The following is a 23,906-nucleotide window of genomic DNA, read 5'->3' as shown; positions in this document are numbered from 1 at the left end:
GGCACAGTGGTGCCATGCCTGCGCTCCGTCCGTCGGCCCCCGAGGCCGACGGGCCGGACGAGCTCATCACCCCTTTCGAAGGAGAATCCATGGAACTGCGACGACTCGGCCCCATCGGCCAGGAGAAGCCCGCGCTCGTCAGCGACGGCGCGACGTATCGCCTCGACTCCCTCACCGAGGACATCACCGGCGCCTTCCTCGCCGACGGCGGGATCGAGAAGGCCGCCGCCGCGCTCGCGGCCGGGGAGCTGCCCGTCTGGGAGGGTGCCGAGGCGGAGCGCGTCGGCGCCCCGATCGCGCGACCCGAGGCCGTGATCTGCATCGGCCAGAACTACGCCGCGCATGCCGCGGAGTCCGGCGCCGAGCCGCCCACCACCCCGATCGTGTTCTTCAAGCACCCCAACACCGTGGTGGGCCCGTTCGACGAGGTCCCGATCCCGCCCGGTGCCACCACCGTGGACTGGGAGGTCGAGCTCGGTGTGGTCATCGGCCGCCGCGCCTCGTACCTGAAGGACGAGCAGGAGGCGCTCGACGTGATCGCCGGCTACGTCACCAGCCATGACGTCTCCGAGCGGAACTTCCAGCTGCAGGAGTCCGGCGGGCAGTGGTCCAAGGGCAAGTGCGCGGAGAACTTCAACCCCGTGGGCCCCGCGCTGGTCCCCGCGGCGGACGTCACGCCACAGGAGCTGCGGCTGTGGTCGAGCGTGAACGGCGAGGTCCGCCAGGACTCGAACACCTCGGACATGATCTTCTCGGTCGCGGCGCTGGTGCACCACCTCTCGCAGTACATGGTGCTCTCGCCCGGCGACCTCATCAACACCGGCACCCCGCAGGGCGTGGCCCTCTCCGGCCGCTTCCCCTACCTCGCCGACGGCGACGTGGTGGAGATCGGCATCGAAGGCCTCGGCGACCACCGCTCGGTCTTCGTCCAGCGCGGCTGAGGGTGCGGGGTCGGGGCAGGGCAGCCGGCCGCGTGCCGGCCCGGCCTCGGCCCCGGGGTGCCTGGCCTTCTTCAGCTCGGTCCTGGCTCGGCTCCCACATGGTCGGTTACTGGCGCCTGGGCGATGAGTACGGAGCTATTGGCATAGTCGTCGCTCCTGGTCCCGTAGCCGACCATGACCGCCCTGAGTCCGCTCCGCGCGGCCACGCCGGCCCGGCCGCCACGCAGCAGCGCCGGCCCGGCCCGAGGCCCCGGCTGGCTCGGCCAGCTCCAGCCCGATCCCGGCCCTGCCCAGCCTGGTCCCGGCCTGGCTCGGCTCCCACATGGTCGGTTACTGGCGCCTGGGCGATGAGTACGGAGCTATTGGCATAGTCGTCGCTCCTGGTCCCGTAGCCGACCATGACCGCCCTGAGTCCGCTCCGCGCGGCCACGCCGGCCCGGCCGCCACGCAGCAGCGCCGGCCCGGTCGCGCCGGCCCGCCCCCACCCCGGACACGACGACGGCGCCGACTCCCCTCGGGGAATCGGCGCCGTCGTCGCACCAGGTGGGGCAGCCGCCCCGGCCTCAGCGGGCCTTCGCCAGGCCCGCGTCGATCTTGCGCACGGCCGTGGTGTTCCTCCACGCCAGAGCCAGAGGCGGGATCGCGAAGAGCACCAGCGCGAGGGCGAAGGCCGGGTTCCAGCTCCACGCCACCACGGCCAGGCCGGCGACGACCATGGCGATGAGGAGCATCCAGCGGCGGTTGCGCTCGTAGGCCTCACGCATCTCGCGCAGCTCGGACTTCAGCTGCTCCTGCTCGGCGGAGGTGCGGGCCACGGGGCCCCGTGCCGCCTCCACCTCGGCGCGACGGGCGGCGCGCGTGGTCGTGACCAGGCGCACCGAGTAGGCGATCGCCGCCAGGATCACGAGCACCAGGCCGAGCCAGTTCTCCCGGCTCGCGAAGAGGGCCGAGAGCACGAGGCACGAGGCGATCGCGATGAGGTAGACGGGCACGCGCATGGCACCGGATCCTCTCACGGGCGCCTGCGCGGTCACGGCGCTCATCCGAGCAGGTCCATGAAGAACTGGATCAGGGCGAGCACACCGGCGACGGTGAGGAAGGTCGAGCTGATCAGCACCACCACCTGCACCCACCTGCGCATGCGGAACGGTGCGGGCAGGACCTTGTGCTCGGTCCACAGCTGGGCGAAGCCCCAGATGCCGAGCGAGAGCACGCCGCCGAGCACACCCGCGAAGGAGATCACGGTGGTGTAGCTGACGCCGGTGAACAGCAGCACCAGCGCGCCGCCGAAGGTGTACACGTTCACCCAGATGCGGAGCTTCTGGAAGTTGGCCTCGTTGCGGAACGACGGGAAGGTCGGGGCGAAGGCCTCGCGCACCGTGTACGGGTAGATGGTCGACAGCGCCTGCAGGGAGCCGAAGAACGCCGCCCAGATCGCGAGCTGGTACAGGTACACCAGCACCGGGCTGATCACGGAGAAGAACTGCGCCTGGCTGGTGAGGATGTTCGTGTCCTCGGGGACCTCCTGGGCGGCGCCGCTGCCCAGGATCACGTCGCCCAGCAGCACGAAGGTGATCGCCAGGATGCTCACGGAGACGAAGGAGGCGAGGATGTCGAGCTTCACGGCGCGCAGCCAGGCGCGGCCGTTGTCGACGTTGTCGGCGTCGGTGGCCAGCGGGATCTGCGCCTGATCGGTGTCCAGGCGGTTGAGCTTCTCCTCGAGCTCGGCGTGGTTCGGGGCGCCGAGCATGCCCCAGCGCTTGGCGCGCAGGGTGCCCACGTAGCCGATGTAGTCGTAGGTGCCGCCGCCGAGGGCGCCGAGGTAGGCGATGATCTCCAGCGGGATCGGCCGCGAGGCGACGTCGGGGTAGTCCGCCTGCACCCAGTCCGGGTAGCCGCTGGGGACGTTGGGGACCAGGCCCTTGAGGGCGTCGATCCACGGCGGGTTCGAGACGAACAGCGCCACGAAGGAGAACAGGATCATCAGGCCGACGACGACGGTCTGGAAGTTCTCCACGATCTTGAAGCTGCGCAGGAACACGGTGCCGAAGGCGACCAGGCCCCAGAACAGGCCCCAGATCTGCGGGTTGATGTCCGTGTGGAAGGTCCAGTTCGACCACTGGCCGAGGCCCTGCATGAACGCCACCGCCCAGGAGGGGAAGCAGATCACGGCGAGCACGCCGAGCATCAGGGCGAGCCAGTTGCGGGGGCCGGGGATGATCTGGGCCCAGCGCTGGAACGGGTGCTCGCCGGTGAGGGTGATGTAGCGGGCGCCGGAGTAGACGATCGACGCCTTCATGATCGCGCAGAGCACGAAGGTCCACAGGATCGCGGCCCCGAAGACGGCGCCGCCGCGCGAGGCGGAGAAGACCTCTCCGTTGCCGATGGTGACGGAGGCCAGGATCATGCCGGGGCCGGTGAAGGCCAGCAGGTTCCCGAAGCTCCATTTCTTCAGTCGTGGGTCCGCCTCGGGGAAGCGGAGCTCCCCGAGACCGAGCTTCTCAGGCTGTGACGTCGTCATGTCTGCTGGTCCTCCTTTGGGCCGAGCGTGGATCTCCGTGCGGTCGCGGGGGAGCGGCCGACGGTGCGTGCGTGGGTGGGTCCGGAGGATTGGACGGTGGGGTCCGGCTGGATCGGGGACCGAGGGCTGCGTTGCCCGTCGGCGGGCGAGACCCACGTCACGCTCGGATCGGAACAGTAAGCACTGGGCACTCGCTCCGTCAAGCAGTTCCTACAGGATCGGCGTGTCCTGCCAGGAGGCCGACGGCTCGACCCCGGGAGGGCGACAGGTCGACGCCGGCATGCCGGTAGGCGTCCGTGTCCTCGGCAGAAGCGGGTGCGGCACGGTCCGCGCGGGTCGCAGGCCGCCTCGTGAGAGCCTGCTTCCGTCGGCCGTGAATCCAATAGGATGGCGCGGCAACCTGCCGATGCATCACGCCGAGGAGAAGGGGAGATCGATGAAGATCGCCATCGTCGACAGCGACAACGAGAGCTTCGAGGAGGAGCACAAGGTCGCCGAACGCTTCGGGATCGAGCTCAGCCGGTCCCAGGCGTCGGACGAGCAGCAGACCATCGAGGCCGCGCGCGGCGCCGACGCGATCCTCGTCCAGTACGCCCCGATCACCGCCGCGGTGCTCGACGCCCTGCCGGACCTGCGCGCCATCGGCCGCTACGGCGTGGGGGTCGACACCGTGGACGTCGAGGCGGCCACCGCCCGCGGCATCGCCGTGTGCAACGTCCCCGACTACGGCGTGCAGGACGTCAGCGACCACGCCATCGCCCTGACCCTGTCCGTGGTGCGCGGCACCGCCCGCCTGGACCGCCTCGTGCGCGCCGGCGAGTACGGGCTCGTGCCGGTCAAGCCTCTGCACCGCATCTCCACCCTGCGCTTCGGGGTGGTGGGCCTCGGCCGGATCGGCGCGGCCACCGCCCGGAAGGCCCAGGCGCTCGGCTTCACCGTCATCGGCAGCGACCCCCAGCTCGAGATCGGCAGCCGCACGGCCGACGACATCGAGGTGGTCGACTTCGAGATCTTGCTCTCCACCTGCGACGTGATCAGCCTGCACGTGCCCCTGCTGGAGTCCACCCGCCATCTCATCGGCGAGGAGACGCTCGCGCGGATGAAGCCCGGCGCGATGCTGATCAACACCTGCCGCGGCGGAGTGGTGGACACGGAGGCCGTGGCGCGCGCCCTCCAGGACGGGCGCCTCCAGGGCGCGGGCCTGGACGTCTTCGAGCAGGAGCCGCTGGGCCTGGACAGCCCGCTGATGGACTGCCCCGGCGCCGTGCTCACCCCGCACGCCTCCTGGTACAGCGAGGAGTCCTACTCGGAGCTCAAGCGCCGCGTCACGGAGGCCGTGGCCGCGGTGATCCGCGGCGAGCGGCCGCGCGACATCCTCAACCCCGAGGTGCTGGACCGCGCCTGAGCGCAGGCGGCCGACGGGGCGCGCATCCCCGTCGGCCGCCGTGCGGCTCAGCGGATGCGGGAGGCGTGCGGGAGACTGGTCGCCGGCGCGTCGAGCCCCGCGACGGAGAGCCCCGCCGCCGACCAGCCACGCTCCGACCAGCCCCGATCCGACCAGCCTCGATCCGAGAAGACCCGATCCGAGAAGACCCGGGAGAGCCCGCATGCCGTCCCACGAATCCGCCGTTCCGCCCCCTGGCACGTCGGCCGCCGACCCCGGCGCCCCGACCGTCTCCGTGCTGGGACTGGGCCCGATGGGCGCTCCGATCGCCCGGAACCTCCTCGCCTCCGGGCGCCCCACCACGGTCTGGAACCGCACCCGCTCGCGGGCCGAGGCCTTCGCGGCCGACGGTGCACGGGTCGCCACCACCGTCGCCGACGCCGCGGCCGACGTCGTGCTCGCCGTGCTGCCCGACGTGCCCCAGCTGCGCGAGATCCTCGACGAGGCGGCGCTCGCCGCGTTCGAGGCGGCCGGCTCGCTGCTCGTGATCACCTCCACCACCAGCCCGGAGCAGGTGCGTGCGCTCGCCGAGGAGCTCGCCCCGCGCGGGGTGCGGGTGCTGGATGCCCCGATGTCCGGCGGGGTGGCGGGCGCGGTCGCCGGGACCCTGAGCCTGATGGTGGGCGGCGCCGAGGAGGACGTGGCACGGGCCCGGCCCGTGCTGGAGACCATCGGCGGCACCCTCACTCACCTCGGCCCGCTGGGCGCCGGCTCCCTGGCGAAGCTCTGCAACCAGGTGGTGGTGGCCGGGACCCTCGCTGCCCTCGCCGAGGCGTACGGCCTGGCTCGCGCCGGCGGGATCGACGCGGAGGGGCTCACGGAGGTGCTGGCCGGCGGTCTCGCCGCGAGCGAGGTGCTCACCCAGAAGCGGGACAAGCTGCTCGAGCGCGACTACGCCCTCGGCGGCAGCACCGACAACCAGGTCAAGGACCTCCGCTACGCGACCGCGGCGCTCGAGCAGGCCGGGGTGACGGGACGCCTGACCCCTGTGCTGCTCGCGGCGTACACCGAGGTGGTCGAGCGCGGCGGCGGTCAGCTCGACCACGCCGCCGTGCAGGAGCTCTACCTGGACGAGTGACAGACTGGCCGGAACCTTCCCTGTCCCGCCCGTCCCGTCCGTCCCGCTCCGCCCATTCCGCCCCACCTCGGAGGTCCCGTGCCCGCACCCGTCCTGCACAGCGAGGTGGCGCGCGCCCTGGGCGAGGAGATCGTCGGCGGGGTGGTGCCCGCCGGGCACGTGCTGACCCTCGCCGGCCTCGAGGAGCGCTTCTCCCGCTCGCGCACCGTGCTGCGCGAGGCGGTGCGGGTGCTGGAGTCCCTGGGGCTGGTCGTCTCGAAGCGGCGCGTGGGCGTGGTGGTGCAGCCGCCGGAGGCCTGGTCCGTGCTCTCGCCGCAGGTCATCGCCTGGCGGCTGGGATCCGGGGCGCGCGAGGAGCAGCTGCGCAGCCTCACCCAGCTGCGCCGCGCGATCGAGCCGAACGCCGCCCGCGCCGCCGCCGCGCGCCGCGGCGGGGACGCGGCCGGGCCGCTGCTCGAGGCCGCCGAGCGCCTGCAGGCCCTCGGCGAGCGGGGCGAGGGAGCGACCGAGGCGTACATCGAGGCGGACGTCGCCTTCCACGCCCAGCTCCTGCGGGCCAGCGGGAACGAGATGTTCGCGGCCCTCGAGCCCTCGATCTCCGAGGTGCTCCGCGGCCGGGCCCGCCTGGGCCGCAACCCCGCCTGGCCCACCCCCCGCTCGCTCGATCATCACCGCGAGCTCGCCCGCGCGGTCGCCGAGGGACGTGCCGAGGAGGCCGAGGCCATGGCCCGCGCCATCGCCGGCGACGTGCTGCGCGAGGTCGCCGGGCACGAGGGCTCGCCGGAGGACTGAGCCGCCCGGTCGTCGGACTCTGGCCCGTCGGCCGCCGGGCCGACGTCCGCCCGTCGGCCGACGGATCCCTCCGCCGTCGTCGGCCCAGCGCCCGCCGCATCATTGGTGTTACCTTTGACGCGATGTCGCCGCGCCGTCGCGTCCCTCCTGCTCCGGGAGCTGCCCCGTCGGCGCCCCCGGCGACCGGACCGGACCCCGGAGAGGACCCGACGATGAACGAGCTGCGCAGTGCCGACTGGTACGTGGGCGATGACCGCAACGCCTACATCCACCGGGCCTGGATGCGGCGCGGACTGCCCGCCTCCGCCTTCGACGGCACCCGCCCCCACATCGCGATCGCCAACACCGCCAGCGCCCTGGTGCCCTGCAACATGCACCTCGGCGAGGTGGCCCGATCGGTCTCCGACGGCATCTACGAGGCCGGCGGCATCCCGCTGGAGCTGCCCGTGATGGGCCTCGGCGAGACCCTGGTGCGCCCCACCGCCATGCTCTGGCGGAACCTCGCCGCGATGCAGATGGAGGAGATGTTCCGCGCCAACCCCCTCGACGCCGTGGTGCTGCTCGGCGGCTGCGACAAGACCGTCCCCGCGCTGCTCATGGCCGCCGCCTCCGTGGGCCTGCCGGCCCTGGTGGTGCCCGGCGGGCCGATGCTCTCGGGCACCTTCCGTGGCACGCCGCTGGGCTGCGGCACCGACGTGTGGAAGCTCAGCGAGGACGTGCGCGGCGGCGACCTCACCGAGAAGGACTTCCTGGCCTCCGAGTCCTCGATGATCCGCTCCAAGGGCCACTGCAACACCATGGGCACCGCGTCGACGATGGGCCTGGTCGCCGAGGCGCTCGGCATGGTCCTGCCCGGCCTGGCCGGAACGCCCGCCCCCGACGCGCGCCTGCTCGAGGGCGCCCATGCGAGCGGCCGGAGGATCGTGGAGATGGTCGCCGAGGGGCTCACCCCGCAGAAGGTCATCACCGAGGGCAGCGTCCGCAACGCCATCGTGGCCCTCGCCGCGATCGGCGGCTCCACCAACGCCGTGGTGCACCTGCTGGCGATCGCCGGCCGACTGGGCCTGGACATCTCGATCGACGACTTCGACCGCACCGGGGCGGACGTCCCCCTGCTGGTGAACCTCCAGCCCTCCGGGAAGCACCTGATGGACGACCTCTTCCGCGCCGGCGGCTTCCTCGCCGTGCTGCGGGAGGTGCGGGAGCTGCTGGACCCCGAGGCGATCACCGTCTCCGGCCGACCGCTCGCGGACCACCTCGACGAGGCCCGGATCTGGGACGCCGACGTCATCTCCGCCCGCGAGACCCCGCTGCAGGAGAAAGCCGGCATCGCGGTGCTCCGCGGCAGCCTCGCCCCGGAGGGCGCGATCGTGAAGCCCGCGGCGGCGACCCCCGCCCTGCTCCAGCACCGGGGCCCCGCGCTGGTCTTCGACTCGATCGAGGACTTCCGCTCCCGGATCGACGACCCCGAGCTCGAGGTCGACGAGGACACCGTGCTGATCCTGCGCGGCTGCGGCCCCAAGGGCTACCCGGGCATGCCGGAGGTCGCGAACATGCCCCTGCCCCGCAAGCTGCTCGAGCGCGGCGTGCGCGACATGGTGCGGATCTGCGACGGGCGCATGAGCGGCACCGCCTACGGGACCGTGGTCCTGCACGTCTCGCCGGAGGCGGCCGACGGGGGCCCGCTCGCCCAGGTCCGCACCGGCGACACGATCGTGCTGGACGTGGAGCAGCGTCGGCTGGACGTCGAGGTGGACCCGGCCGAGCTCGCCGCCCGCACCCCGGACGCCGCGACCGTCGAGGGGTTCGCGACCCCGGCCCGCGGCTGGCAGAGGCTCTACATCGATCATGTGACCTCGGCGAGCCTCGGCGCGGACCTCGACGTGCTCACCGGCGCGAGCGGACCGGACGTGCACCGCGAGTCCCACTGAGCGCGCAGGTCAGGCGGCGGTGTCCGCTCCCGCCTCGGCCTCGGACTCCGCGGCGGCGGGGCTCGGGGTGCGCAGCACGTAGATCCCGTACGCGGCGACCACGGCGAAGCAGACGGCCACGACCAGGTAGCTGGTCCGGGCGGAGCTGATGTCGATCACCCAGCCGTGGAGCAGCGGCATGACCGCCCCGCCCACGATCGCCATGATCAGGCCGGCCGCGCCGTACTTCGTGTCCTGTCCCAGGCCCTCCAGGGCGACGCCGTAGATCGTGGGGAACAGCAGGGAGATGCAGCCGCTGAGCAGCACGATCGCGACGGCGCCCACGATGTTCCCGCTCAGCACGGCCAGCACGGACAGCGCCGTGCCGAGCGTGCACATCAGGACCATCAGCTTCCGGGCGTCGAAGCGGCCCATCAGTGCGACCATCACGAAGCGCATGATCAGGAAGACCAGCAGCGAGGCCTGCAGCCAGTAGCCCGCCCGGGTGTCGTCCACCCCGAGGGTCTCGGTGACGTAGTGGATGGTGAAGGTCCAGATGCAGATCTGCGCGGCGATGTTGAAGAACTGCGCGACCACGCCGAAGGAGTAGCGGCGGTTCCGCAGCAGGCGGGAGAGGCGCGCGCCGATCCGCTGCTCCGCGCCGCGCTCGGCATCGGCCATGACGGCCGGGTTCTTCGGGACGCGGACCATCGCGATCGCGATCGCGATGAGCACCAGGGCCATCGCCACGCCGATGTACGGCCCCATCACGGCCTGCAGCTCGGAGGAGCGGATCGACTCCAGCTCGTCCTGGGAGAGGGCGGCGCGCTCCTCGGCGGTCGAGGGGTTCACGCGGGGGAGGATGAGCATCGCCGCCAGGAGCACGCCGAGGTTCGAGCCCACCGGGTTGAAGGCCTGGGCGACGTTCAGGCGGCGCGTGGCGGTCGCCTCCGGTCCCATGGCCATCACATAGGGATTGGCGCTGGTCTCCAGGATGGACAGGCCCGCCGCCAGGGTGAACAGGGCCGCGAGGAACATCGTGTAGGTCATGATCTGCGAGGCCGGGAAGAACAGGAACCCGCCGAAGCTGGCCAGCAGCAGGCCGATGAGCACCCCGCCCTTGTAGCCGGGGCGGGAGTTGATCCAGGCGGCCGGGATCGCCAGCACGCAGTAGGCGCCGTAGAACGCGAACTGCACCAGCGAGGACTGGAACGCCCCCATGGAGAAGACGGAGCTGAACACCGAGACCAGCGGGTCGGTCATGTTGTTCAGCACGCCCCAGGCGGCGAAGCAGGTCACGATCAGGATGAACGGCAGGCGCATGCCGCGGTGCAGGAAGCCGCGCCGCCCCGGGCTCGGCGTGTCCACGGCGGGTGTCCGGGTGGTGGGTGACGTCATGGGGGTTCCTCGCAGAGCTCGTCATCGAGTGCATCACGGCCCTCTGGAGTGGTCCGATGATTGCGCTGACCCGCGGCACGCTATCAGGGGCGATGCGGCCCTGCATGTCGGCCCAGATCTCTCCGTCACACCGTGCGCACTTCCCCCGTTGCGTCGACGTCGGTGGTCGGAGTGATGAGCCCGGCAGTACGGGAGGGTTGCCGAGTCGTTCGGAAAGATGGGATGATCTTCCGGTCGACGGGGCTCGGGTCCCCGCCGGCGGCGACAGGCACCGAGCCCGATCACGAAGGGAATGTCCGTGGAACTGCGACGTCTCGGCCCGGTGGGCCAGGAGAAGCCGGCTGTGGTCTCCGAGGGAGCCACCTATCGGCTCGACGGTCTGACCGCCGACATCGACGGCGGCTTCCTCGCCGCCGACGGCATCGCGCGCGTGCGCGAGGCGCTCGCCGCGGGGGACCTGCCCGTCTGGGAAGGGGCCGACGCGGAGCGCATCGGCGCCCCGATCGCCCGCCCGCAGGCCGTGCTCTGCATCGGCCAGAACTACGCCGCGCACGCCGCCGAGTCCGGGGCGGAGCCGCCCGCGGTCCCGATCCTGTTCCACAAGCACCCCAACACCGTGGTGGGCCCCGAGGACGACGTCGAGATCCCGCCGGGCGCGCAGAAGGTCGACTGGGAGGTGGAGCTCGGCGTCGTGATCGGCATGGAGGCCGCCTACCTGCCCGACGAACAGGCCGCGCTCGGTGTCATCGCCGGCTACGTGACCAGCCACGACGTCTCCGAGCGGGGCTACCAGCTGGCCGAGTCCGGCGGGCAGTGGTCCAAGGGCAAGAACGCCCGCGGCTTCAACCCGCTCGGTCCCGGGCTGGTCCCGGCCGACGAGATCGACCCCCAGACCCTGCGCCTGGCCTCGAGCGTGAACGGCGAGCCCCGCCAGGACTCCACCACCGCCGACATGATCTTCTCCGTCGCGCAGATCATCCAGCACCTCTCGCAGTTCATGGTGCTCTCGCCCGGCGACCTCATCAACACCGGCACCCCGCAGGGCGTCGCCCTCTCGGGCCGCTTCCCGTACCTCGTCGCCGGCGACGTCGTCGAGATCGGCATCGAGAACCTCGGCGCCCAGCGCACCACCTTCGTCCCCGCCACGATCTGACCCGCCACGATCTGACCCGCCACGACGTACCCCGCCACGACCTCCTCGGCCGCGGCCACCTCGCAGAGAGCGACCCGATGAGCATCTTCACCGCCCTGGACGTCCAGGACGTCCGCTTCCCCACCAGCCGTGATCTCGACGGCTCCGATGCCATGAACACCGACCCGGACTACTCGGCCGCGTACCTCACCGTGCGCACCGACACCCCCGACGAGGGCACCGCCCTGGTGTTCACCATCGGCCGCGGCAACGACGTGCAGAGCGCCGCGATCGCCGCGCTCGCCCCGCACCTCGTGGGCCGGGACGTCGAGGAGGTCCTCGCCGACCTCGGCGGGATGTACCGCGAGCTCACCCACGATTCGCAGCTGCGCTGGCTCGGCCCCGACAAGGGCGTCATGACCATGGCGATCGGCGCCGTGGTCAACGCCCTGTGGGACCTGCGCGCCCGTCGCGAGGGCCGCCCGCTGTGGCTCACCCTCGCCTCCCTCGGCCCCGAGGAGCTGCTGGACCTCGTGGACCTGCGCTACCTCGAGGACGCCCTGACCCGCGAGGAGGCGCTGGAGATCCTGCGGCGCGGAGCGGAGGGCAAGGAGGAGCGCATCGCCGCCCTGCGCGAGCACGGCGTGCCCGCCTACACCACCACTCCCGGCTGGCTCGGCTACAGCGACGAGAAGCTCACCCGCCTGCTCGGCGAGGCCCGCGACGAGGGCTTCGAGATGGTCAAGCTCAAGGTCGGAGCCGACCCGGCCGACGACGAGCGCCGCATGCGCATCGCCCGCGAGGTGATGGGCCCCGGCTTCCCGATCGCGATCGACGCCAACCAGCGCTGGGGCACCGCCGAGGCGATCGAGGCGATCCGCGCCCTGGCCCCGTACGAGCCGTACTGGGTCGAGGAGCCCACCAGCCCCGACGACATCCTCGCCCACGCCGCGATCCGCCAGGGGGTCAGCCCCGTGCGCGTCGCGACCGGCGAGCAGGGTGCGAGCCGCGTGCTGTTCAAGCAGCTGCTGCAGGCCGGGTCCATCGACGTGCTGCAGGCGGATGCCACCCGCGTCGCCGGCATCAACGAGAACCTCGCCATCCTGCTGCTCGCGGCGAAGTTCGACATCCCCGTCTGCCCCCACGCCGGCGGCGTCGGCCTGTGCGAGATGGTCCAGCACGTGGCCTTCCTCGACGCGGTCGCCGTGGGCGGGGAGGACCAGCGCCGACGCATCGAGTTCGTCGACCACCTCCACGAGCACTTCGAGGTGCCTGTGCGCATCGAGAACGGCGCCTACATGCCGCCCGAGGAGGTCGGCGGCGGGGCGCGCATGCACGCCGCCTCGGTGCAGGACCACCTGTTCCCCGACGGGCCGGTCTGGGCCGAGGGCGCTGAGGGGGTCGCGTCGGCTTCTTCGGATCTGTCGGATCCGTCGGCCGCCGGCACCCCGGGCGCCGCGCCGGTCGCCCCGTCGGCCGCCGTCGCCCCCTGAACCCCGCGCGCACTGAGAGGATCTCCCCATGGAGAACATCGCCCTGCACACCCGCATCGCAGAGGGCCGCGAGGCCGACTACGACCGCGAGCACGCCCGCATCCCCGACGAGCTCGACGCGTCCCTGCGCGCCGCCGGCGTGCACGCCTGGCGCATCTGGCGCGACGGCCGCGACATCTTCCACCTGGTCGAGGTCGAGGACTACCAGGCGATGCGCCGCACCCTCGCCCAGGACCCGGTCAACCAGCGCTGGCAGGAGCACATCAACCAGTACCTCGAGGTGGTCGACGACTACGGCGGCGAGGACACCGGGATCCGTCCCGTCTGGGAGCTGCCCGAGCAGCCTGCCGCGGGGGTGAGCGCATGAGCGCCCGCCAGCCGCTCGCGCTGCCGCGCCTCGGCTTCGGCGCCGCCCAGCTCGGCAACATCTTCCGCGTCACGACCGACGAGGAGGCCGACGGCGCCGTGCGCGCCGCCTGGGACGCCGGGATCCGGTACTTCGACACCGCCCCGCACTACGGCGTCGGCACCTCCGAGCGCCGGCTCGGGGAGCGCCTGGCCGGGTACCCGCGCGACGAGTACCTCGTCTCCACCAAGGTGGGGCGCCTGCTGGTGCCCGGCCCGGGCACCGGCGACGACCTCGAGAACGGCTTCCACGTCCCCGACGACCTCGTGCGCCGCTGGGACTGGACCGAGGCCGGGGTGCGCCGCTCGCACGCCGAGTCCCTCGAGCGCCTGGGCCTGGACCGCGTGGACATCCTCTTCGCCCACGACCCCGAGGAGGGCCCGGCGGACGCCGCGATCGAGGAGGGCCTGCCCGCCCTCGCCGCGATGCGCGAGGAGGGCCTGGTCAGCGCCGTCGGCGTCGGCTCCAAGGACGCCGACGTGCTCACCCGCGCCGTCCGCACCGGGCTGATCGACCTGGTCATGCTCTCCGGCCGCTACACGCTGCTCGAGCAGGCGGCCTCCGCCGAGCTGCTCGAGGCCTGCATCGAGCACGGGGTGGGAGTGGTCGCGGTCTCCGTGTTCAACTCCGGCCTGCTCTCCCGGCACCAGGTCGCCGAGGACTCCCACTACGAGTACGCCCAGGCTCCTGCCGAGCTGATCGCCCGCGCCCGCGAGCTCGCCGCGATCGCGGAGCGGCACGGCGTGACCCTGCCGGACCTCGCCGTCCAGTACCCGCTGCGCCACCCCGCGGTGCGCTCCGTGGCGCTGGGCATGCGCACCGCCGCCCAGGTGGAGTCGAATGCCGAGCGCATGGGCGTGGAGATCCCCGAGGTCGCCTGGGAGGACGTCGCCCGCCTCGAGGCCGCCGCGCGACAGGGGTCGGCGACCGGGGAGAGCCCCGATGCCGGGCGCTGATCCGTCGGCCGACGGGGTCGTCGGCGGGGCCGACGGGGCTGGTGCTGCCGGGGCCGTCACCGACACCCACCTGCACCTGTGGGACCTCGCCGAGAGCTCCTACGCCTGGCTCGCCGGCGCCGCGGAGCCGCTGCGGCGCACCGTGTCCTTCGAGGGCGTCCGCGCCGACCTCGAGCAGCTCGGCGTGACCCGGGTGGTGCTCGTCCAGGCCGACGACACCACCGCGGACACCGCCCACCTCCAGCGCGCCGCCCGCGCCATCGAGGCCGGGCCGGACGGGGGAGCGAGCACCGTCGTGCGCGCCGACGTGGTGGGCTGGCTGCCGCTGATGGACCCCGCCGCCGTGCGCGAGGCGCTCGCGGATCCGCAGCGCACCGACCACCTCGTGGGCGTGCGCCATCTCGTGCACGACGAACCCGACCCCGGGTTCCTGGACCGGCCCGAGGTCGCGCAGTCCCTGGATCTGCTCGCCGAGGCCGGTCCGCCGCTCGACGTGCCCGACGCCTTCCCGCGCCACATGGAGCAGGTGGAGTGCGTGGCCCGTCGCCATCCCGGTCTCACCGTGGTGCTGGACCACCTCGGCAAGCCGCCGCTGGGCGACGCCGCGGCGATGCCGCTGTGGGACGCGCAGCTGGAGCGGATCGCGGCCTGCCCGAACGTCGTCGCGAAGGTCTCCGGCCTCGCGACCAGCGGTGACGGCGACTTCGCCGCCGCTGCGGACCGCGCTCTCGAGCTCTTCGGCGCGGACCGTCTGATGGTCGGCTCGGACTGGCCGATCGCCCCCACGCACCTGGACCTCGGCAGCGGCTTCGCGCCCCTGCTCGCCCACGTGCGCACCTGGGAGGCGGCCGACGTCGCCGCCGTGACCCGCGGGACCGCCGCCCGCATCTACCGCCGCCCGGGCGACCCGGCCCCCGCCACCTGACCGCGGCCGGGCCAGGCCTCGCCCGGCCGGGCGTGCCGATAGTCAGCTGACGAACCAGATCCGGCGCGATTCCGGTTCGCCAGCTGACCGTTGAGCGCTGCTGTGGCCGCGTGGTGGTGGTGACACCGCGGTTCGCCGGGCCGGGCGTGCCGATTGTCAGCTGGCGAACCAGATCCGGCGCGATTCCGGTTCGCCAGCTGACCGTTGAGGGCTGCTGTTGCGTCGGGGCGGCTGGGCCGCCGCCCGCGTCAGCTGACCGGCGGCTCGCCCTTCTGGAGCAGCCACGACTCGACGCCCGCGACGTGCGCCGCGGCGTAGGTGCGGGCCAGGTCCGCGCGGCCGGCGCGCAGCGCGTCCAGGATCCGGCGGTGCTCCGAGAGGGTCCGCTCGACGGCCGAGTCGTCGGTCAGGCCTCGCCACACCCGCGCCCGCGAGGTCGAGCTGGCCAGGCTGTCCAGCAGCGAGCTGAGGTAGTCGTTGGGGCAGCGGTCGTTGATCAGGTGGTGGAAGGCGATGTCGGCCTCGACGAGCTCCTCGATGGTGGAGCTGCCGTCGAGGTCGGCCATGGTCTGCTCGAGCCGCACGAAGTCCTCGTCGACCAGATGCGGGCAGGCCTGCTCGACGGCGACCGGCTCGAGCAGGCGTCGGATCTCGATGATCTCCACGTAGCTGGAGTCCTGATGGAGGTCCAGCACGAACGCGAGCGACTCGAGCAGCTGCTCGGGCTCGAGCGCGGTCACGTAGGTGCCGTCGCCCTGGCGCACGTCCAGCACCCGGATCACGGAGAGCGCCTTGACCGCCTCGCGCAGCGAGTTGCGCGAGACGCCGATCCGCTCGGAGAGCTCGCTCTCGGTGGGCAGGCGATCGCCGGGCTTGAGCGTCCCGTCGATGACCATCTGCTTGATCGCGCCGATCGCGCGGTCGGTGACTGCTGAGGCCATCAGCGCCATCCCTTCATGGTGGGGAGAGGGACGCGCGTCATCGCGGGTCCTCGATCTCGAGCAGATCCATCGCGTTCGCGCTCGCCTGCTCGATCTGCTCGTGCTCGGGCTGCTCCTTCTGCATCCGCTCGAGGTAGGGCTGCGAGCGCTCCACCTGCCGCTCCAGGTTCGTCACCGTGGTGAGGAAGTTCTGGTTGGCCTGGGAGCGGAAGGCGTCGATGCCGTCCATCGTGGTGAACAGGTTGTCGAAGGCCTTCTGCAGCGTCTCCTCGGAGACCCCGGAGGTCGCGGCCTGCTCCTGGATCTTCACGGAGTTGTCCGCGAGCATCTGCGAGGTGCGGGAGATGAGGTTGTCGGTGGTGCGGTTGACCGCGTCGATCTGGTCCAGCACGATCTTCTGGTTCTCGAGCGCCTGGGCGGTGATCACCGCGGTGCGCAGCGCGGTGACGGTGGTGGTCCGCGCCCGCTCCACGCCCTGCTGGAGCTTGGTGTTGTTGTCCTCGATGAGGCCCATCGACAGGTAGGCCTGGACGGTGACCGCGATCTGGGTCGCGACGTCCTGGCGGCGCTGGCGCACGGCGAAGAGCACGTCCCGCTCGAGGGCGTCGGCCTCGGCGGCCCTGCCCTCGGCGCGGGTCTGCTCGGCGCGCCGCACCGCCCGGTCGTCCAGCAGGCCCAGCAGGTAGGAGGCCTTCTTCAGGGCGGCGAGGTCCTCCCACAGCGCCCGACGCTCGACGGCCAGCTCGGCGTTGTCCTTCTGCAGCATCTCCTGGCCGCGGCCGAGCGCGCCGAGCACCTGGTCCAGCTGGTCCTGGTTGGACTCGAAGGTGCGGAAGTAGCGCTTGGCGACGTTGCGCCCGGGCAGCCAGCCCAGCGCCTTGCTGCCGAAGGTCTCCTCCTTGGGGGCAAGATCCTCCATGGTGGTGCGCAGCTCGGAGAGCGACTTCGCGACCGACTCCTGCGCGGTGCCCTTCTCCTTCGACTCCCGCAGCGACTGCTGCATGAAGCGGGAGGAGGTCTGGGTGGTGCGCTCGAAGGTGCGCCGCGCGACCGCGCCGAGCGCGTTGACCTGCGCGGTGTACTCCTGGGAGTGGGGGTTGAGCTGGGCGACCTGTTCGACCCACGAGTCGGCCCGCTGCTCGAGCTCGGCCTGCTGCTCGGCGGGGACGTCGGGCAGCATCGCGCCGGCCTGGTCGTCGTCGACCGACGCGACCGGCTCGGCGGGGGTGATCTCCTGGGCGGGAGCGGGTGGCTGGAGCTTGTCCATCGGGGCCTCCTGGGTGGATTCGCGGGGTGAGAAGTCTGTGGTCGGGGAGCTGGGGCGATCAGACGTCGATGATCGGGTCCAGGTGATGGTCGGCGAAGCGGGTGCGCAGGAACTCGGCGTGCACCTCGAGGGAGCGGGAGACGCCGCCGACGATGTCGCCCTCGATCTGCTCGACCTCCTCGCGGAGCACGTCCAGCTGGCGGTCGATGCTCTCGAGGTTCGCCATCGCCTCCTGCCGGGCGGTCCCCTCGAAGGTCCGCAGGAAGCCGATGGTCTCGCCCGCGGCGTCGACCAGCTCGGGCACGTAGCGGCAGGCGATCCCCTCGAGCATCATCACCTCGCTCGAGGACGCACGCTGTGCCTGCAGCCGCTCGGAGCCCACCAGGGCGTCGATCCTGGTCGTGAGGGTGCCGACGGCGTCGAGCACGGTGACGGCGGCGGGCGTGCTGGTTGCCTGGGGTCGCAGCGGGGCGAGGCGCTCCCGGGTGGTGACGTCGGCGGTGAGGATCCGTTCGAGCAGCTCGCGGGTGCCGCCGGCGACGGAGGCGTCCAGCACCGGGCGCTCCTGCTCACGGCGGGGCAGGTTCGCGGCGACGCCCACGCCGCCCAGGGCCACCACGCCCACACCGGCCGCCGCGGCCACGGCGAGCAGCGGGCCGCCGAGCCCGGTGCCGAGCACCACCGCCAGCGTGATCAGCGCCGCGAGCCCGCCGACCACCACGGGAGCCCCGAAGCGCACCAGGGGTGAGCGACGGGGGCGGCCGACCGCGCGGGAGGCGGGGGAGCTGACGGTCCCCTCGAGCGGCTTCTGGACCGGCCCCCACAGGTCACGGCGCTCGGCGGTGGCCTTCCAGGGGAGGTCCTGATCGCCGGGGGAGGGCGCGAAGGGATCGGGGAACCTGCTGTCCCCGTTCGTCGGCGGCTCGGCCGACGGATCCTGTGCTGCGCTCACTGCTCCTTCTGTCCTCCCCCGAGACGGAGACGAGGGTGCCGCGGGGAGGGAGCGATGCGGTCGCCGTCCTGTGCCGTGCGGGCCCCTCGACCTGGGCGTGCTGAAAGGCTATCGCGAGGAGCTGGACGACGCCCTGGGGATATCCGGACATCTCCTCCACGCCGGCCCGTCCGCACCGGACGTCCGCACCGGACGTGCGCGCCGGCCGCGCCGCCCGTCCACCCCCCCCGCGCCGCCCGGCCGGACGTGACGCGATTGTGCGTCTGGCTTCCACGCGTGGAAGCACAGCGCGCAATGGCGGAGGGGGAGGTGCCCGTGGCGTCGGCCGGGCCGTCGAGGAGGAGCCTCGCGCACAGCCCGTGCATAGTGCGTCACCTGGAGGGGTGAGCAGGGATCCGCGGTGGCATACTGATGCGTCGTCACGGTTTACGTTTGAACGACTGAAAGCTCTCATGATGACTTCGAGCGAAGCGCTGCCCGCCGAGGCGGCCGCGTCCCACGAGGAGCGCCCCGCGCGCCCCGGCGTGGGCCGCGCCTTCCTGCGCCCGCTGCCCCTCGCGGCCGCCGTGGTCGTCGTGCTCAGCGTGCTCGGCGCGCTCCTCGCCCCGCAGCTCGCGGCCCTCAGCGGCAACGACCCCTTCACCTACCATTCGGACGCCCTGGCCGCGGACACCTCTCCCGCCGGGGCGTTCGGCGGGGTCAGCGGCGCCCACTGGTTCGGCGTGGAGCCCGGCACGGGCCGGGACCTCTTCTCCCTCGTGCTCTACGGAGCGCGGGTCTCGCTGCTGGTGGGCCTCGCCTCGACGGTCCTCGCCACGCTGATCGGCGTGGTCCTCGGCATCGTCGCCGGCGCCGTCGGCGGCCTGGTCGAGAAGCTGGTGGACTTCGCCACCGATGTCACCCTCGGCTTCCCGTTCCTCATCTTCGCGATCGCGCTCAGCGCCCTGTTCCCGCTCGAGGCGCCGCGCGCCCTCCTGCTCACGCTCGTGATCGGCATGTTCGGCTGGCCCGGCATCGCCCGTGTGGTCGCCGCGGAGACCCGGGTCATCGTGCAGCAGCCCTATGTCGTCGCCTCGCGCGTGATGGGCGCCCGCTTCGGTCATCTGTTCCGCCACCAGGTGCTGCCCAACGTCGCCTCCACCGTGATCGTCTACTCCTGCATCTCGCTGCCGGGCCGCATCGCCGCGGAGGCCACGCTGTCCTTCCTCGGCGTGGGCATGCTGCCGCCCACCCCGTCGTGGGGGCGCTCGATCGGCGACGCCATCGGCTGGCTGCTCGTGGACCCGGCGTTCCTGCTGTTCCCCGCGGCCGCCCTCTTCCTGGTGACCTTCTCCTTCAACATCCTCGGCGACACCCTGCGCGACGCCCTCGACCCCCGCGGAGGCCGCGCATGAACCCCGCCGTGCTCCGTGCGGTCCGCAGCCTCGGCGTGCTGCTGGCCGTGCTCGTGCTGACCTACGCGATCTTCTACATGGCCCCCGTCGATCCGGCGCTGCGGATGTGCGGCAAGCCGTGCTCGCCCGAGGACCTCGAGGCCGCCCGCGGCTTCATGGGCTTCGACACGCCCTGGTGGGCGCAGCTGGGGAGCTTCCTGGCCGCGATCTTCGTGGGCCGCACCTTCGGCTCCGCGGACGTCGTCGTCGAGTGCGCGGCACCGTGCCTGGGCTACTCCTTCCAGTACCACCAGGACGTGACCTCGCTGATCATCGAGCGGTTCCCCGTGACCCTCTCGATCGCGCTGGGGGCCGTGGCGCTGCAGGTGATCCTCGGCGTCGCCGCGGGCGCGCTGTCCGCCCGTCGCCAGGGCGGGCTGCTGGACCGCGTCGTCACCGGGATCTCCGTGGTCGCGGCCTCCGCACCGGCGTTCGTGGTGGGGCTGCTGGCCGTCGTCGTCTTCGCGCTGCGGCTGGACCTGCTGCCCAGCGGCGGCTACGAGAACTTCGCCGACGGTCCCCTGGAGTGGGCCCGGCACCTGGTCCTGCCCTGGGCGACCCTCGCGTTCCTCAACGGCGCCGTCTACGCCCGCCTGGTGCGCTCCTCGATGATCGAGCAGCTGGGCCTGGACTACGCCCGCACCGCGCGCGCCGCCGGCCTCTCCGAGCGCCGCATCGACCGCTACGCCCTGCGCAACCTCGCGCTGCCGCTGACCACCCTCGTGGCCCTCGACATCGGGGCGCTGCTCGGCGGCGCCGTCATCACCGAGCGGATCTTCGGCCTGCCCGGGCTCGGCGCCCTGCTGCTGGACGCGACCGCGACCGCGGACCTGCCCGTCATCGTCGGCACCACCTTCCTCGGCTCGCTGCTGATCGTGCTCGCGAACCTCTCCGCCGACCTCGCCCGGCCCCTGCTGGACCGTCGGCTCGCCGTCGGCGGCCGACGCCCCGCAACCCCCACAGCCACCACCCCGACCACGACCACCCAGGAGAACCCCTCATGAACAGCCCCCGCCTCCCTCGCCGCGGCCTCCTCGCCGCCGGCCCCGTGCTGCTCGGCCTGGGTGCCCTCGCGGCCTGCAGCAACGACTCCAGCGGCTCCTCCGACGCCGGCGGCGGCGAGAGCGGCGGCACGCTGACGATCTTCACCTCCAGCGAGGAGATCAGCTTCGACCCGGCCACCAGCCAGAACCTCGCGATCACCACGCTGGGCCTGATCGCGCGCCGGCTCACCGCCTGGAAGACCTCCGCCGACGCCCCCACGGAGCTGATCCCGGACCTCGCCACCGACACCGGCACCCCGTCGGACGACGGCAAGACCTGGACCTTCACCCTCCAGGAGGGCCTGCTGTTCGAGGACGGCACCCCCATCACCGCCGCGACCGTGAAGTACGGCCTCGAGCGCTCCTTCGCCTCCGAGCTGACCGGCGGCCTGACCTACCACAAGGTGCTGCTGGAGGGCGGCGAGGACTACGAGGGGCCCTTCTCCGGCAAGCACCTCGACTCGATCGAGGCCGCGGACGAGACCACGCTGGTCTTCCACCTCAACCGCCCCTACGGCGACTTCGGCTGGATCGCCTCGACGCCCGCCTTCGCGCCCGTCCCGGAGGACTCCGGCGAGCCGGAGAAGTACGCCACCGCGCCGATCGCCAGCGGCCCCTACCGCCTGAAGTCCTACTCCGCCGGCAGCCAGGCCGTGATGGAGCGCAACGAGAAGTGGGACGGTGCGACCGACGCGGCCCGCACCGGCGGCCCCGACACGATCGAGTTCGCCCTCGCGCAGGACCCGAGCGTCGTGGCCCAGTCCCTCATCGCCGACCGCTCCGACGCGCAGGACGCCTTCCTGGCGAGCTTCGTGCCCACCGCCCAGCTGGTCCAGGCCCAGAACGACCCGAAGGTGGGCGACCGCCTGGTGACCTCCGGGCCGGGAGCGCTCGAGTACCTCGCGCTGAACACGAGCTCGAAGGCGCTCGAGGACGTCAAGGTCCGCACCGCGATCCAGTACGCCGTGGACAAGGAGGCCTACCGCACCGCGAAGGGCGGCGAGATCTCCGGCGACTACGCGACCACGCTGATCACCCCGGGCATCGCCGGCCGCGAGGAGTACTCGCTGTACGGCGACGAGCCCGCCGGCGACCCGGAGAAGGCGAAGACGCTGCTGGCCGAGGCCGGCGCGAGCGACCTCTCGCTGCGCCTGCTGATCACCGAGGACGACACCGCCTCGGCGGAGGCGATCCAGCAGGGCCTGGCCCGGGCCGGCATCACCGTGACGATCCAGCCCCTGGACCAGAACGCCTACGACTCCGAGGTCACCGCCGGCGACGGCACCGGCTACGACCTGGTGCTCAGCTCCTGGCAGCCGGACGTCCCCTCGCCGAACGCGAACCTGACCCCGCTGTTCGACTCGAGCCAGATCGGCAACGGCAACTACAACCTCGCCCGCTACGACAACCCCGACGTCGACAAGGCGATCCTGGAGGCCTCCTCGACGCTCGACGCCGACGAGGCGCACGCGAAGTGGGCCGCCGTGGACAAGCAGATCCTCGAGGACTCCCCGGTGGTGCCGCTGATCTACTCGAAGAACTCCTTCCTGCACGGCTCCGGGGTCGAGAACTTCGTGATCGGCGAGTTCCCGGCGTACCCGAACTACCTCACGGTGACGCTCGGCTGATGAGCACCGCCGACGAGCTCCTCGCCCTCCGCGGCCTGCAGGTGGGCATCGCGGGCCGGTCGATCGTGACCGGCCTGGATCTCACCGTGCGCCGCGGCCGGATCACCGCCCTGGTCGGTGAGTCCGGCTCGGGCAAGAGCATCACCGCCCTGTCCACCATCGGCCTGCAGCCTCCGGGCGCCGAGGTGGGCGGCAGCGCGGTGCTCGAGGGGGAGGAGCTCGTGGGCCGCTCGGCCACGCAGCTGCGACGGATCCGCGCCCGGCGCGTGGGCACCGTCTTCCAGGAGCCGGGGCAGTCGCTGTCCCCGGTCATGAAGGTCTCGGCCGTGTTCCGGGACGTGCTCGCCGTGCGCGAGGACCTGCGCGGGAAGGCCCGGGTGCAGGCCCGCACCACCGAGCTGCTGCGCTCGGTGGGCCTGCCCGATCCGGACCGCACCGCCGCCTCGTACCCGCATGAGCTCTCCGGCGGCGAGCTGCAGCGCGTGGTCATCGCGCTCGCCCTCAGCGGCGGCCCCGACCTGCTGATCGCCGACGAACCCACCACCGCGCTCGACGTCACCGTGCAGCGCGGGATCCTCGAGCTGCTGCGGCGGATCGTGGACGAGGGCGAGGTGGGGATCCTGCTGATCACGCACGACATGGGCGTGGTCGGGGAGATCGCCGACGACGTGGTGGTGCTGCGCGACGGCGAGGTCCAGGAGACCGGGCCGGTGCGCGAGGTGCTCACCGCTCCCGCCTCCGAGTACACCCAGGAGCTGCTGCGGGCCGTGCCGCGCCTGGACGAGGCGCTCGCGGGGGAGATGGGTGCGACGGCCGACGGGGCGGGGGCCGACGAGGCCCCGGTCGTCCGGATCGAGGGGCTCTCCGTCGAGTACCAGCGCCGCGGCGGCGGGCATCGGGCGCTCGACGACGTCTCGATGGAGGTGCGCCGCGGGGAGATCCACGGCCTGGTCGGCGAGTCCGGCTCCGGCAAGTCGACCTGGGGGAAGGCTCTGGCCGGGCTGGTCCCCACCGAGGCGCGACTGCTCGAGCTCGACGGCGTGGACCCGCGCAGCCTGCCCCGGGCGGAGCGCCGGGCGGCATACTCACGGGTGGGCATGGTCTTCCAGAACCCGGCCTCCTCGCTGAACCCGCGGCGCACCGTGGGGTGGTCGATCGGGGAGCCCCTGCAGCTCGCGGGGGACGTGAACCGCCTGGACACCGCGCGCCGTGTGCGCGAGGCGCTCGAGCTGGTGCGTCTGCCGGCGTCGTACTCCACGCGACTGCCGCACGAGCTCTCCGGCGGTCAGCGCCAGCGCGTCTCGATCGCGCGGGCCCTGATCCGTCGGCCGTCCCTGCTGATCGCCGACGAGCCCACCAGCGCCCTGGACGTCACCATCCAGGCGCACGTGATCGAGGTGCTCCGCGACGCGATCGAGGAGGCGCGCTTCGCGTGCGTGTTCATCAGCCACGACCTGGCCGTCGTGGGCTCCCTCGCGGACCACGTCACCATGCTGCGCGCCGGCCGCACCGTGGAGCAGGGGCCCACCCGCTCCGTGCTCGGCGACCCGCAGCACGAGTACACCCGCACCCTGCTGGCCAGCATCCCGAACCCGGAGCGCCGGCTGCGCGAAGGCGGGCCGACGGCGGCGTGAGCGGGGTCGGTC

20 protein-coding genes are annotated in these 23,906 nt (G+C 72.6%); 14 read left to right on the top strand and 6 right to left on the bottom strand.

All coding sequences use genetic code 11. From position 1 onward, the window contains the following. Window positions 1–89: 89 nt before the first annotated feature. Window positions 90–941: a fumarylacetoacetate hydrolase family protein gene (locus tag CFK41_RS17055; RefSeq protein ID WP_096800755.1), complete on the top strand. Its 852-nt coding sequence runs from the start codon at window positions 90–92 to the stop codon at window positions 939–941. Window positions 942–1,504: 563 nt separating this feature from the next. On the opposite strand, the gene CFK41_RS17050 is transcribed toward CFK41_RS17055, so the two are convergent. Together CFK41_RS17050 and CFK41_RS17045 are read right to left on the bottom strand one after the other, a co-directional pair. After that, window positions 1,505–1,939, bottom strand: a complete 435-nt coding sequence (locus tag CFK41_RS17050; protein ID WP_096800754.1) for a hypothetical protein — start codon at window positions 1,937–1,939, stop codon at window positions 1,505–1,507. Between the two features lie 41 nt (window positions 1,940–1,980). Next, the gene (locus CFK41_RS17045) at window positions 1,981–3,462 is read right to left on the bottom strand and encodes an Nramp family divalent metal transporter (protein WP_096800753.1); all 1,482 of its coding nucleotides are present in this window, start codon (window positions 3,460–3,462) and stop codon (window positions 1,981–1,983) included. Between the two features lie 436 nt (window positions 3,463–3,898). Here CFK41_RS17045 and CFK41_RS17040 point away from each other — a divergent pair, with 436 nt between their 5' ends. The 4 genes from CFK41_RS17040 (at window position 3,899) to CFK41_RS17025 (ending at window position 8,707) form a co-directional block, all read left to right on the top strand. Next, window positions 3,899–4,867 (top strand): C-terminal binding protein, encoded by a 969-nt coding sequence (locus CFK41_RS17040; RefSeq protein WP_096800752.1) that lies wholly within the window; start codon window positions 3,899–3,901, stop codon window positions 4,865–4,867. 202 nt (window positions 4,868–5,069) lie between these two features. Continuing rightward, a complete protein-coding gene (locus CFK41_RS17035) occupies window positions 5,070–5,984 on the top strand; it encodes an NAD(P)-dependent oxidoreductase (protein ID WP_096800751.1) in 915 nt (304 codons plus the stop codon). A gap of 78 nt (window positions 5,985–6,062) precedes the next feature. Then, entirely contained in the window at window positions 6,063–6,776 is a 714-nt protein-coding gene (locus CFK41_RS17030) for a FadR/GntR family transcriptional regulator (protein ID WP_096800750.1), read from the top strand. A 212-nt stretch (window positions 6,777–6,988) separates the two neighbouring features. Then, on the top strand, window positions 6,989–8,707 hold the full coding sequence (locus CFK41_RS17025) for a dihydroxy-acid dehydratase (RefSeq protein WP_096800749.1): 1,719 nt from the start codon (window positions 6,989–6,991) through the stop codon (window positions 8,705–8,707). A gap of 9 nt (window positions 8,708–8,716) precedes the next feature. Here the strand turns inward: CFK41_RS17025 and fucP are convergent, their stop codons facing one another. Then, window positions 8,717–10,084, bottom strand: a complete 1,368-nt coding sequence (gene fucP / locus CFK41_RS17020) for an L-fucose:H+ symporter permease (protein WP_227873134.1) — start codon at window positions 10,082–10,084, stop codon at window positions 8,717–8,719. A gap of 298 nt (window positions 10,085–10,382) precedes the next feature. Between fucP and CFK41_RS17015 the strand changes: the two genes are divergently transcribed. From CFK41_RS17015 to CFK41_RS16995, 5 genes are all read left to right on the top strand, one after another. Next, window positions 10,383–11,237 carry a fumarylacetoacetate hydrolase family protein gene (locus tag CFK41_RS17015; protein WP_169928859.1) on the top strand — a complete coding sequence of 285 codons (855 nt, stop codon included), beginning with the start codon at window positions 10,383–10,385 and terminating at the stop codon, window positions 11,235–11,237. Between the two features lie 77 nt (window positions 11,238–11,314). Beyond that, window positions 11,315–12,709 carry an enolase C-terminal domain-like protein gene (locus CFK41_RS17010; RefSeq protein ID WP_096800747.1) on the top strand — a complete coding sequence of 465 codons (1,395 nt, stop codon included), beginning with the start codon at window positions 11,315–11,317 and terminating at the stop codon, window positions 12,707–12,709. 28 nt (window positions 12,710–12,737) lie between these two features. Beyond that, on the top strand, window positions 12,738–13,076 hold the full coding sequence (locus tag CFK41_RS17005) for an L-rhamnose mutarotase (RefSeq protein WP_096800746.1): 339 nt from the start codon (window positions 12,738–12,740) through the stop codon (window positions 13,074–13,076). Continuing rightward, entirely contained in the window at window positions 13,073–14,071 is a 999-nt protein-coding gene (locus tag CFK41_RS17000; protein ID WP_096800745.1) for an aldo/keto reductase, read from the top strand. The genes CFK41_RS17005 and CFK41_RS17000 overlap by 4 nt, the downstream gene beginning before the upstream one ends. After that, complete coding sequence (locus CFK41_RS16995) at window positions 14,058–14,996, top strand: amidohydrolase family protein (protein WP_096800744.1); 939 nt, start codon at window positions 14,058–14,060, stop codon at window positions 14,994–14,996. Before CFK41_RS17000 ends, CFK41_RS16995 begins: the two co-directional genes overlap by 14 nt. A 248-nt stretch (window positions 14,997–15,244) precedes the next feature. Here CFK41_RS16995 and CFK41_RS16990 read toward each other — a convergent pair whose 3' ends face one another. From CFK41_RS16990 to CFK41_RS16980, 3 genes are read right to left on the bottom strand one after another with little or no spacing between them, the layout of a single operon-like run. After that, a complete protein-coding gene (locus CFK41_RS16990; protein WP_096801163.1) occupies window positions 15,245–15,937 on the bottom strand; it encodes a FadR/GntR family transcriptional regulator in 693 nt (230 codons plus the stop codon). Between the two features lie 37 nt (window positions 15,938–15,974). Next, the gene (locus CFK41_RS16985; RefSeq protein WP_096800743.1) at window positions 15,975–17,204 is read right to left on the bottom strand and encodes a toxic anion resistance protein; all 1,230 of its coding nucleotides are present in this window, start codon (window positions 17,202–17,204) and stop codon (window positions 15,975–15,977) included. Between the two features lie 58 nt (window positions 17,205–17,262). Next, window positions 17,263–18,156 (bottom strand): hypothetical protein, encoded by an 894-nt coding sequence (locus tag CFK41_RS16980; protein ID WP_096800742.1) that lies wholly within the window; start codon window positions 18,154–18,156, stop codon window positions 17,263–17,265. 455 nt (window positions 18,157–18,611) lie between these two features. Here CFK41_RS16980 and CFK41_RS16975 point away from each other — a divergent pair, with 455 nt between their 5' ends. Genes CFK41_RS16975 through CFK41_RS16960 form a run of 4 tightly spaced genes read left to right on the top strand, consistent with a single transcriptional unit; the run spans window position 18,612 to window position 23,894 of the window. Then, window positions 18,612–19,550, top strand: coding sequence for an ABC transporter permease (locus tag CFK41_RS16975; protein WP_227873133.1), 939 nt, complete (start codon window positions 18,612–18,614; stop codon window positions 19,548–19,550). Further along, a complete protein-coding gene (locus CFK41_RS16970) occupies window positions 19,547–20,593 on the top strand; it encodes an ABC transporter permease (RefSeq protein ID WP_096800740.1) in 1,047 nt (348 codons plus the stop codon). The genes CFK41_RS16975 and CFK41_RS16970 overlap by 4 nt, the downstream gene beginning before the upstream one ends. Beyond that, on the top strand, window positions 20,590–22,260 hold the full coding sequence (locus tag CFK41_RS16965; protein ID WP_096800739.1) for an ABC transporter substrate-binding protein: 1,671 nt from the start codon (window positions 20,590–20,592) through the stop codon (window positions 22,258–22,260). The genes CFK41_RS16970 and CFK41_RS16965 overlap by 4 nt, the downstream gene beginning before the upstream one ends. Next, window positions 22,260–23,894 carry an ATP-binding cassette domain-containing protein gene (locus CFK41_RS16960; RefSeq protein ID WP_096800738.1) on the top strand — a complete coding sequence of 545 codons (1,635 nt, stop codon included), beginning with the start codon at window positions 22,260–22,262 and terminating at the stop codon, window positions 23,892–23,894. The genes CFK41_RS16965 and CFK41_RS16960 overlap by 1 nt, the downstream gene beginning before the upstream one ends. Window positions 23,895–23,906 lie beyond the last annotated feature (12 nt).

Origin of the sequence: Brachybacterium ginsengisoli (assembly GCF_002407065.1) — a bacterium.
Taxonomy (GTDB): Bacteria; Actinomycetota; Actinomycetes; order Actinomycetales; family Dermabacteraceae; genus Brachybacterium; species Brachybacterium ginsengisoli.
This window is presented reverse-complemented; position numbering and strand designations above follow the sequence as displayed.

Bases quoted from the DNA above. Each gene is read 5' to 3' on its own strand.
- CFK41_RS16985 (WP_096800743.1), bottom strand. From the start codon at position 17,204: ATGGACAAGCTCCAGCCACCCGCTCCCGCCCAGGAGATCACCCCCGCC.
- CFK41_RS16995 (WP_096800744.1), top strand. From the start codon at position 14,058: ATGCCGGGCGCTGATCCGTCGGCCGACGGGGTCGTCGGCGGGGCCGAC.
- CFK41_RS17045 (WP_096800753.1), bottom strand. From the start codon at position 3,462: ATGACGACGTCACAGCCTGAGAAGCTCGGTCTCGGGGAGCTCCGCTTC.
- CFK41_RS17010 (WP_096800747.1), top strand. From the start codon at position 11,315: ATGAGCATCTTCACCGCCCTGGACGTCCAGGACGTCCGCTTCCCCACC.
- CFK41_RS16960 (WP_096800738.1), top strand. From the start codon at position 22,260: ATGAGCACCGCCGACGAGCTCCTCGCCCTCCGCGGCCTGCAGGTGGGC.
- CFK41_RS16990 (WP_096801163.1), bottom strand. From the start codon at position 15,937: ATGGCCTCAGCAGTCACCGACCGCGCGATCGGCGCGATCAAGCAGATG.
- CFK41_RS17055 (WP_096800755.1), top strand. From the start codon at position 90: ATGGAACTGCGACGACTCGGCCCCATCGGCCAGGAGAAGCCCGCGCTC.
- CFK41_RS16975 (WP_227873133.1), top strand. From the start codon at position 18,612: ATGACTTCGAGCGAAGCGCTGCCCGCCGAGGCGGCCGCGTCCCACGAG.
- CFK41_RS17025 (WP_096800749.1), top strand. From the start codon at position 6,989: ATGAACGAGCTGCGCAGTGCCGACTGGTACGTGGGCGATGACCGCAAC.
- CFK41_RS16970 (WP_096800740.1), top strand. From the start codon at position 19,547: ATGAACCCCGCCGTGCTCCGTGCGGTCCGCAGCCTCGGCGTGCTGCTG.
- fucP (WP_227873134.1), bottom strand. From the start codon at position 10,084: ATGACGTCACCCACCACCCGGACACCCGCCGTGGACACGCCGAGCCCG.
- CFK41_RS17005 (WP_096800746.1), top strand. From the start codon at position 12,738: ATGGAGAACATCGCCCTGCACACCCGCATCGCAGAGGGCCGCGAGGCC.
- CFK41_RS17000 (WP_096800745.1), top strand. From the start codon at position 13,073: ATGAGCGCCCGCCAGCCGCTCGCGCTGCCGCGCCTCGGCTTCGGCGCC.
- CFK41_RS17050 (WP_096800754.1), bottom strand. From the start codon at position 1,939: ATGCGCGTGCCCGTCTACCTCATCGCGATCGCCTCGTGCCTCGTGCTC.
- CFK41_RS17040 (WP_096800752.1), top strand. From the start codon at position 3,899: ATGAAGATCGCCATCGTCGACAGCGACAACGAGAGCTTCGAGGAGGAG.
- CFK41_RS16965 (WP_096800739.1), top strand. From the start codon at position 20,590: ATGAACAGCCCCCGCCTCCCTCGCCGCGGCCTCCTCGCCGCCGGCCCC.
- CFK41_RS17035 (WP_096800751.1), top strand. From the start codon at position 5,070: ATGCCGTCCCACGAATCCGCCGTTCCGCCCCCTGGCACGTCGGCCGCC.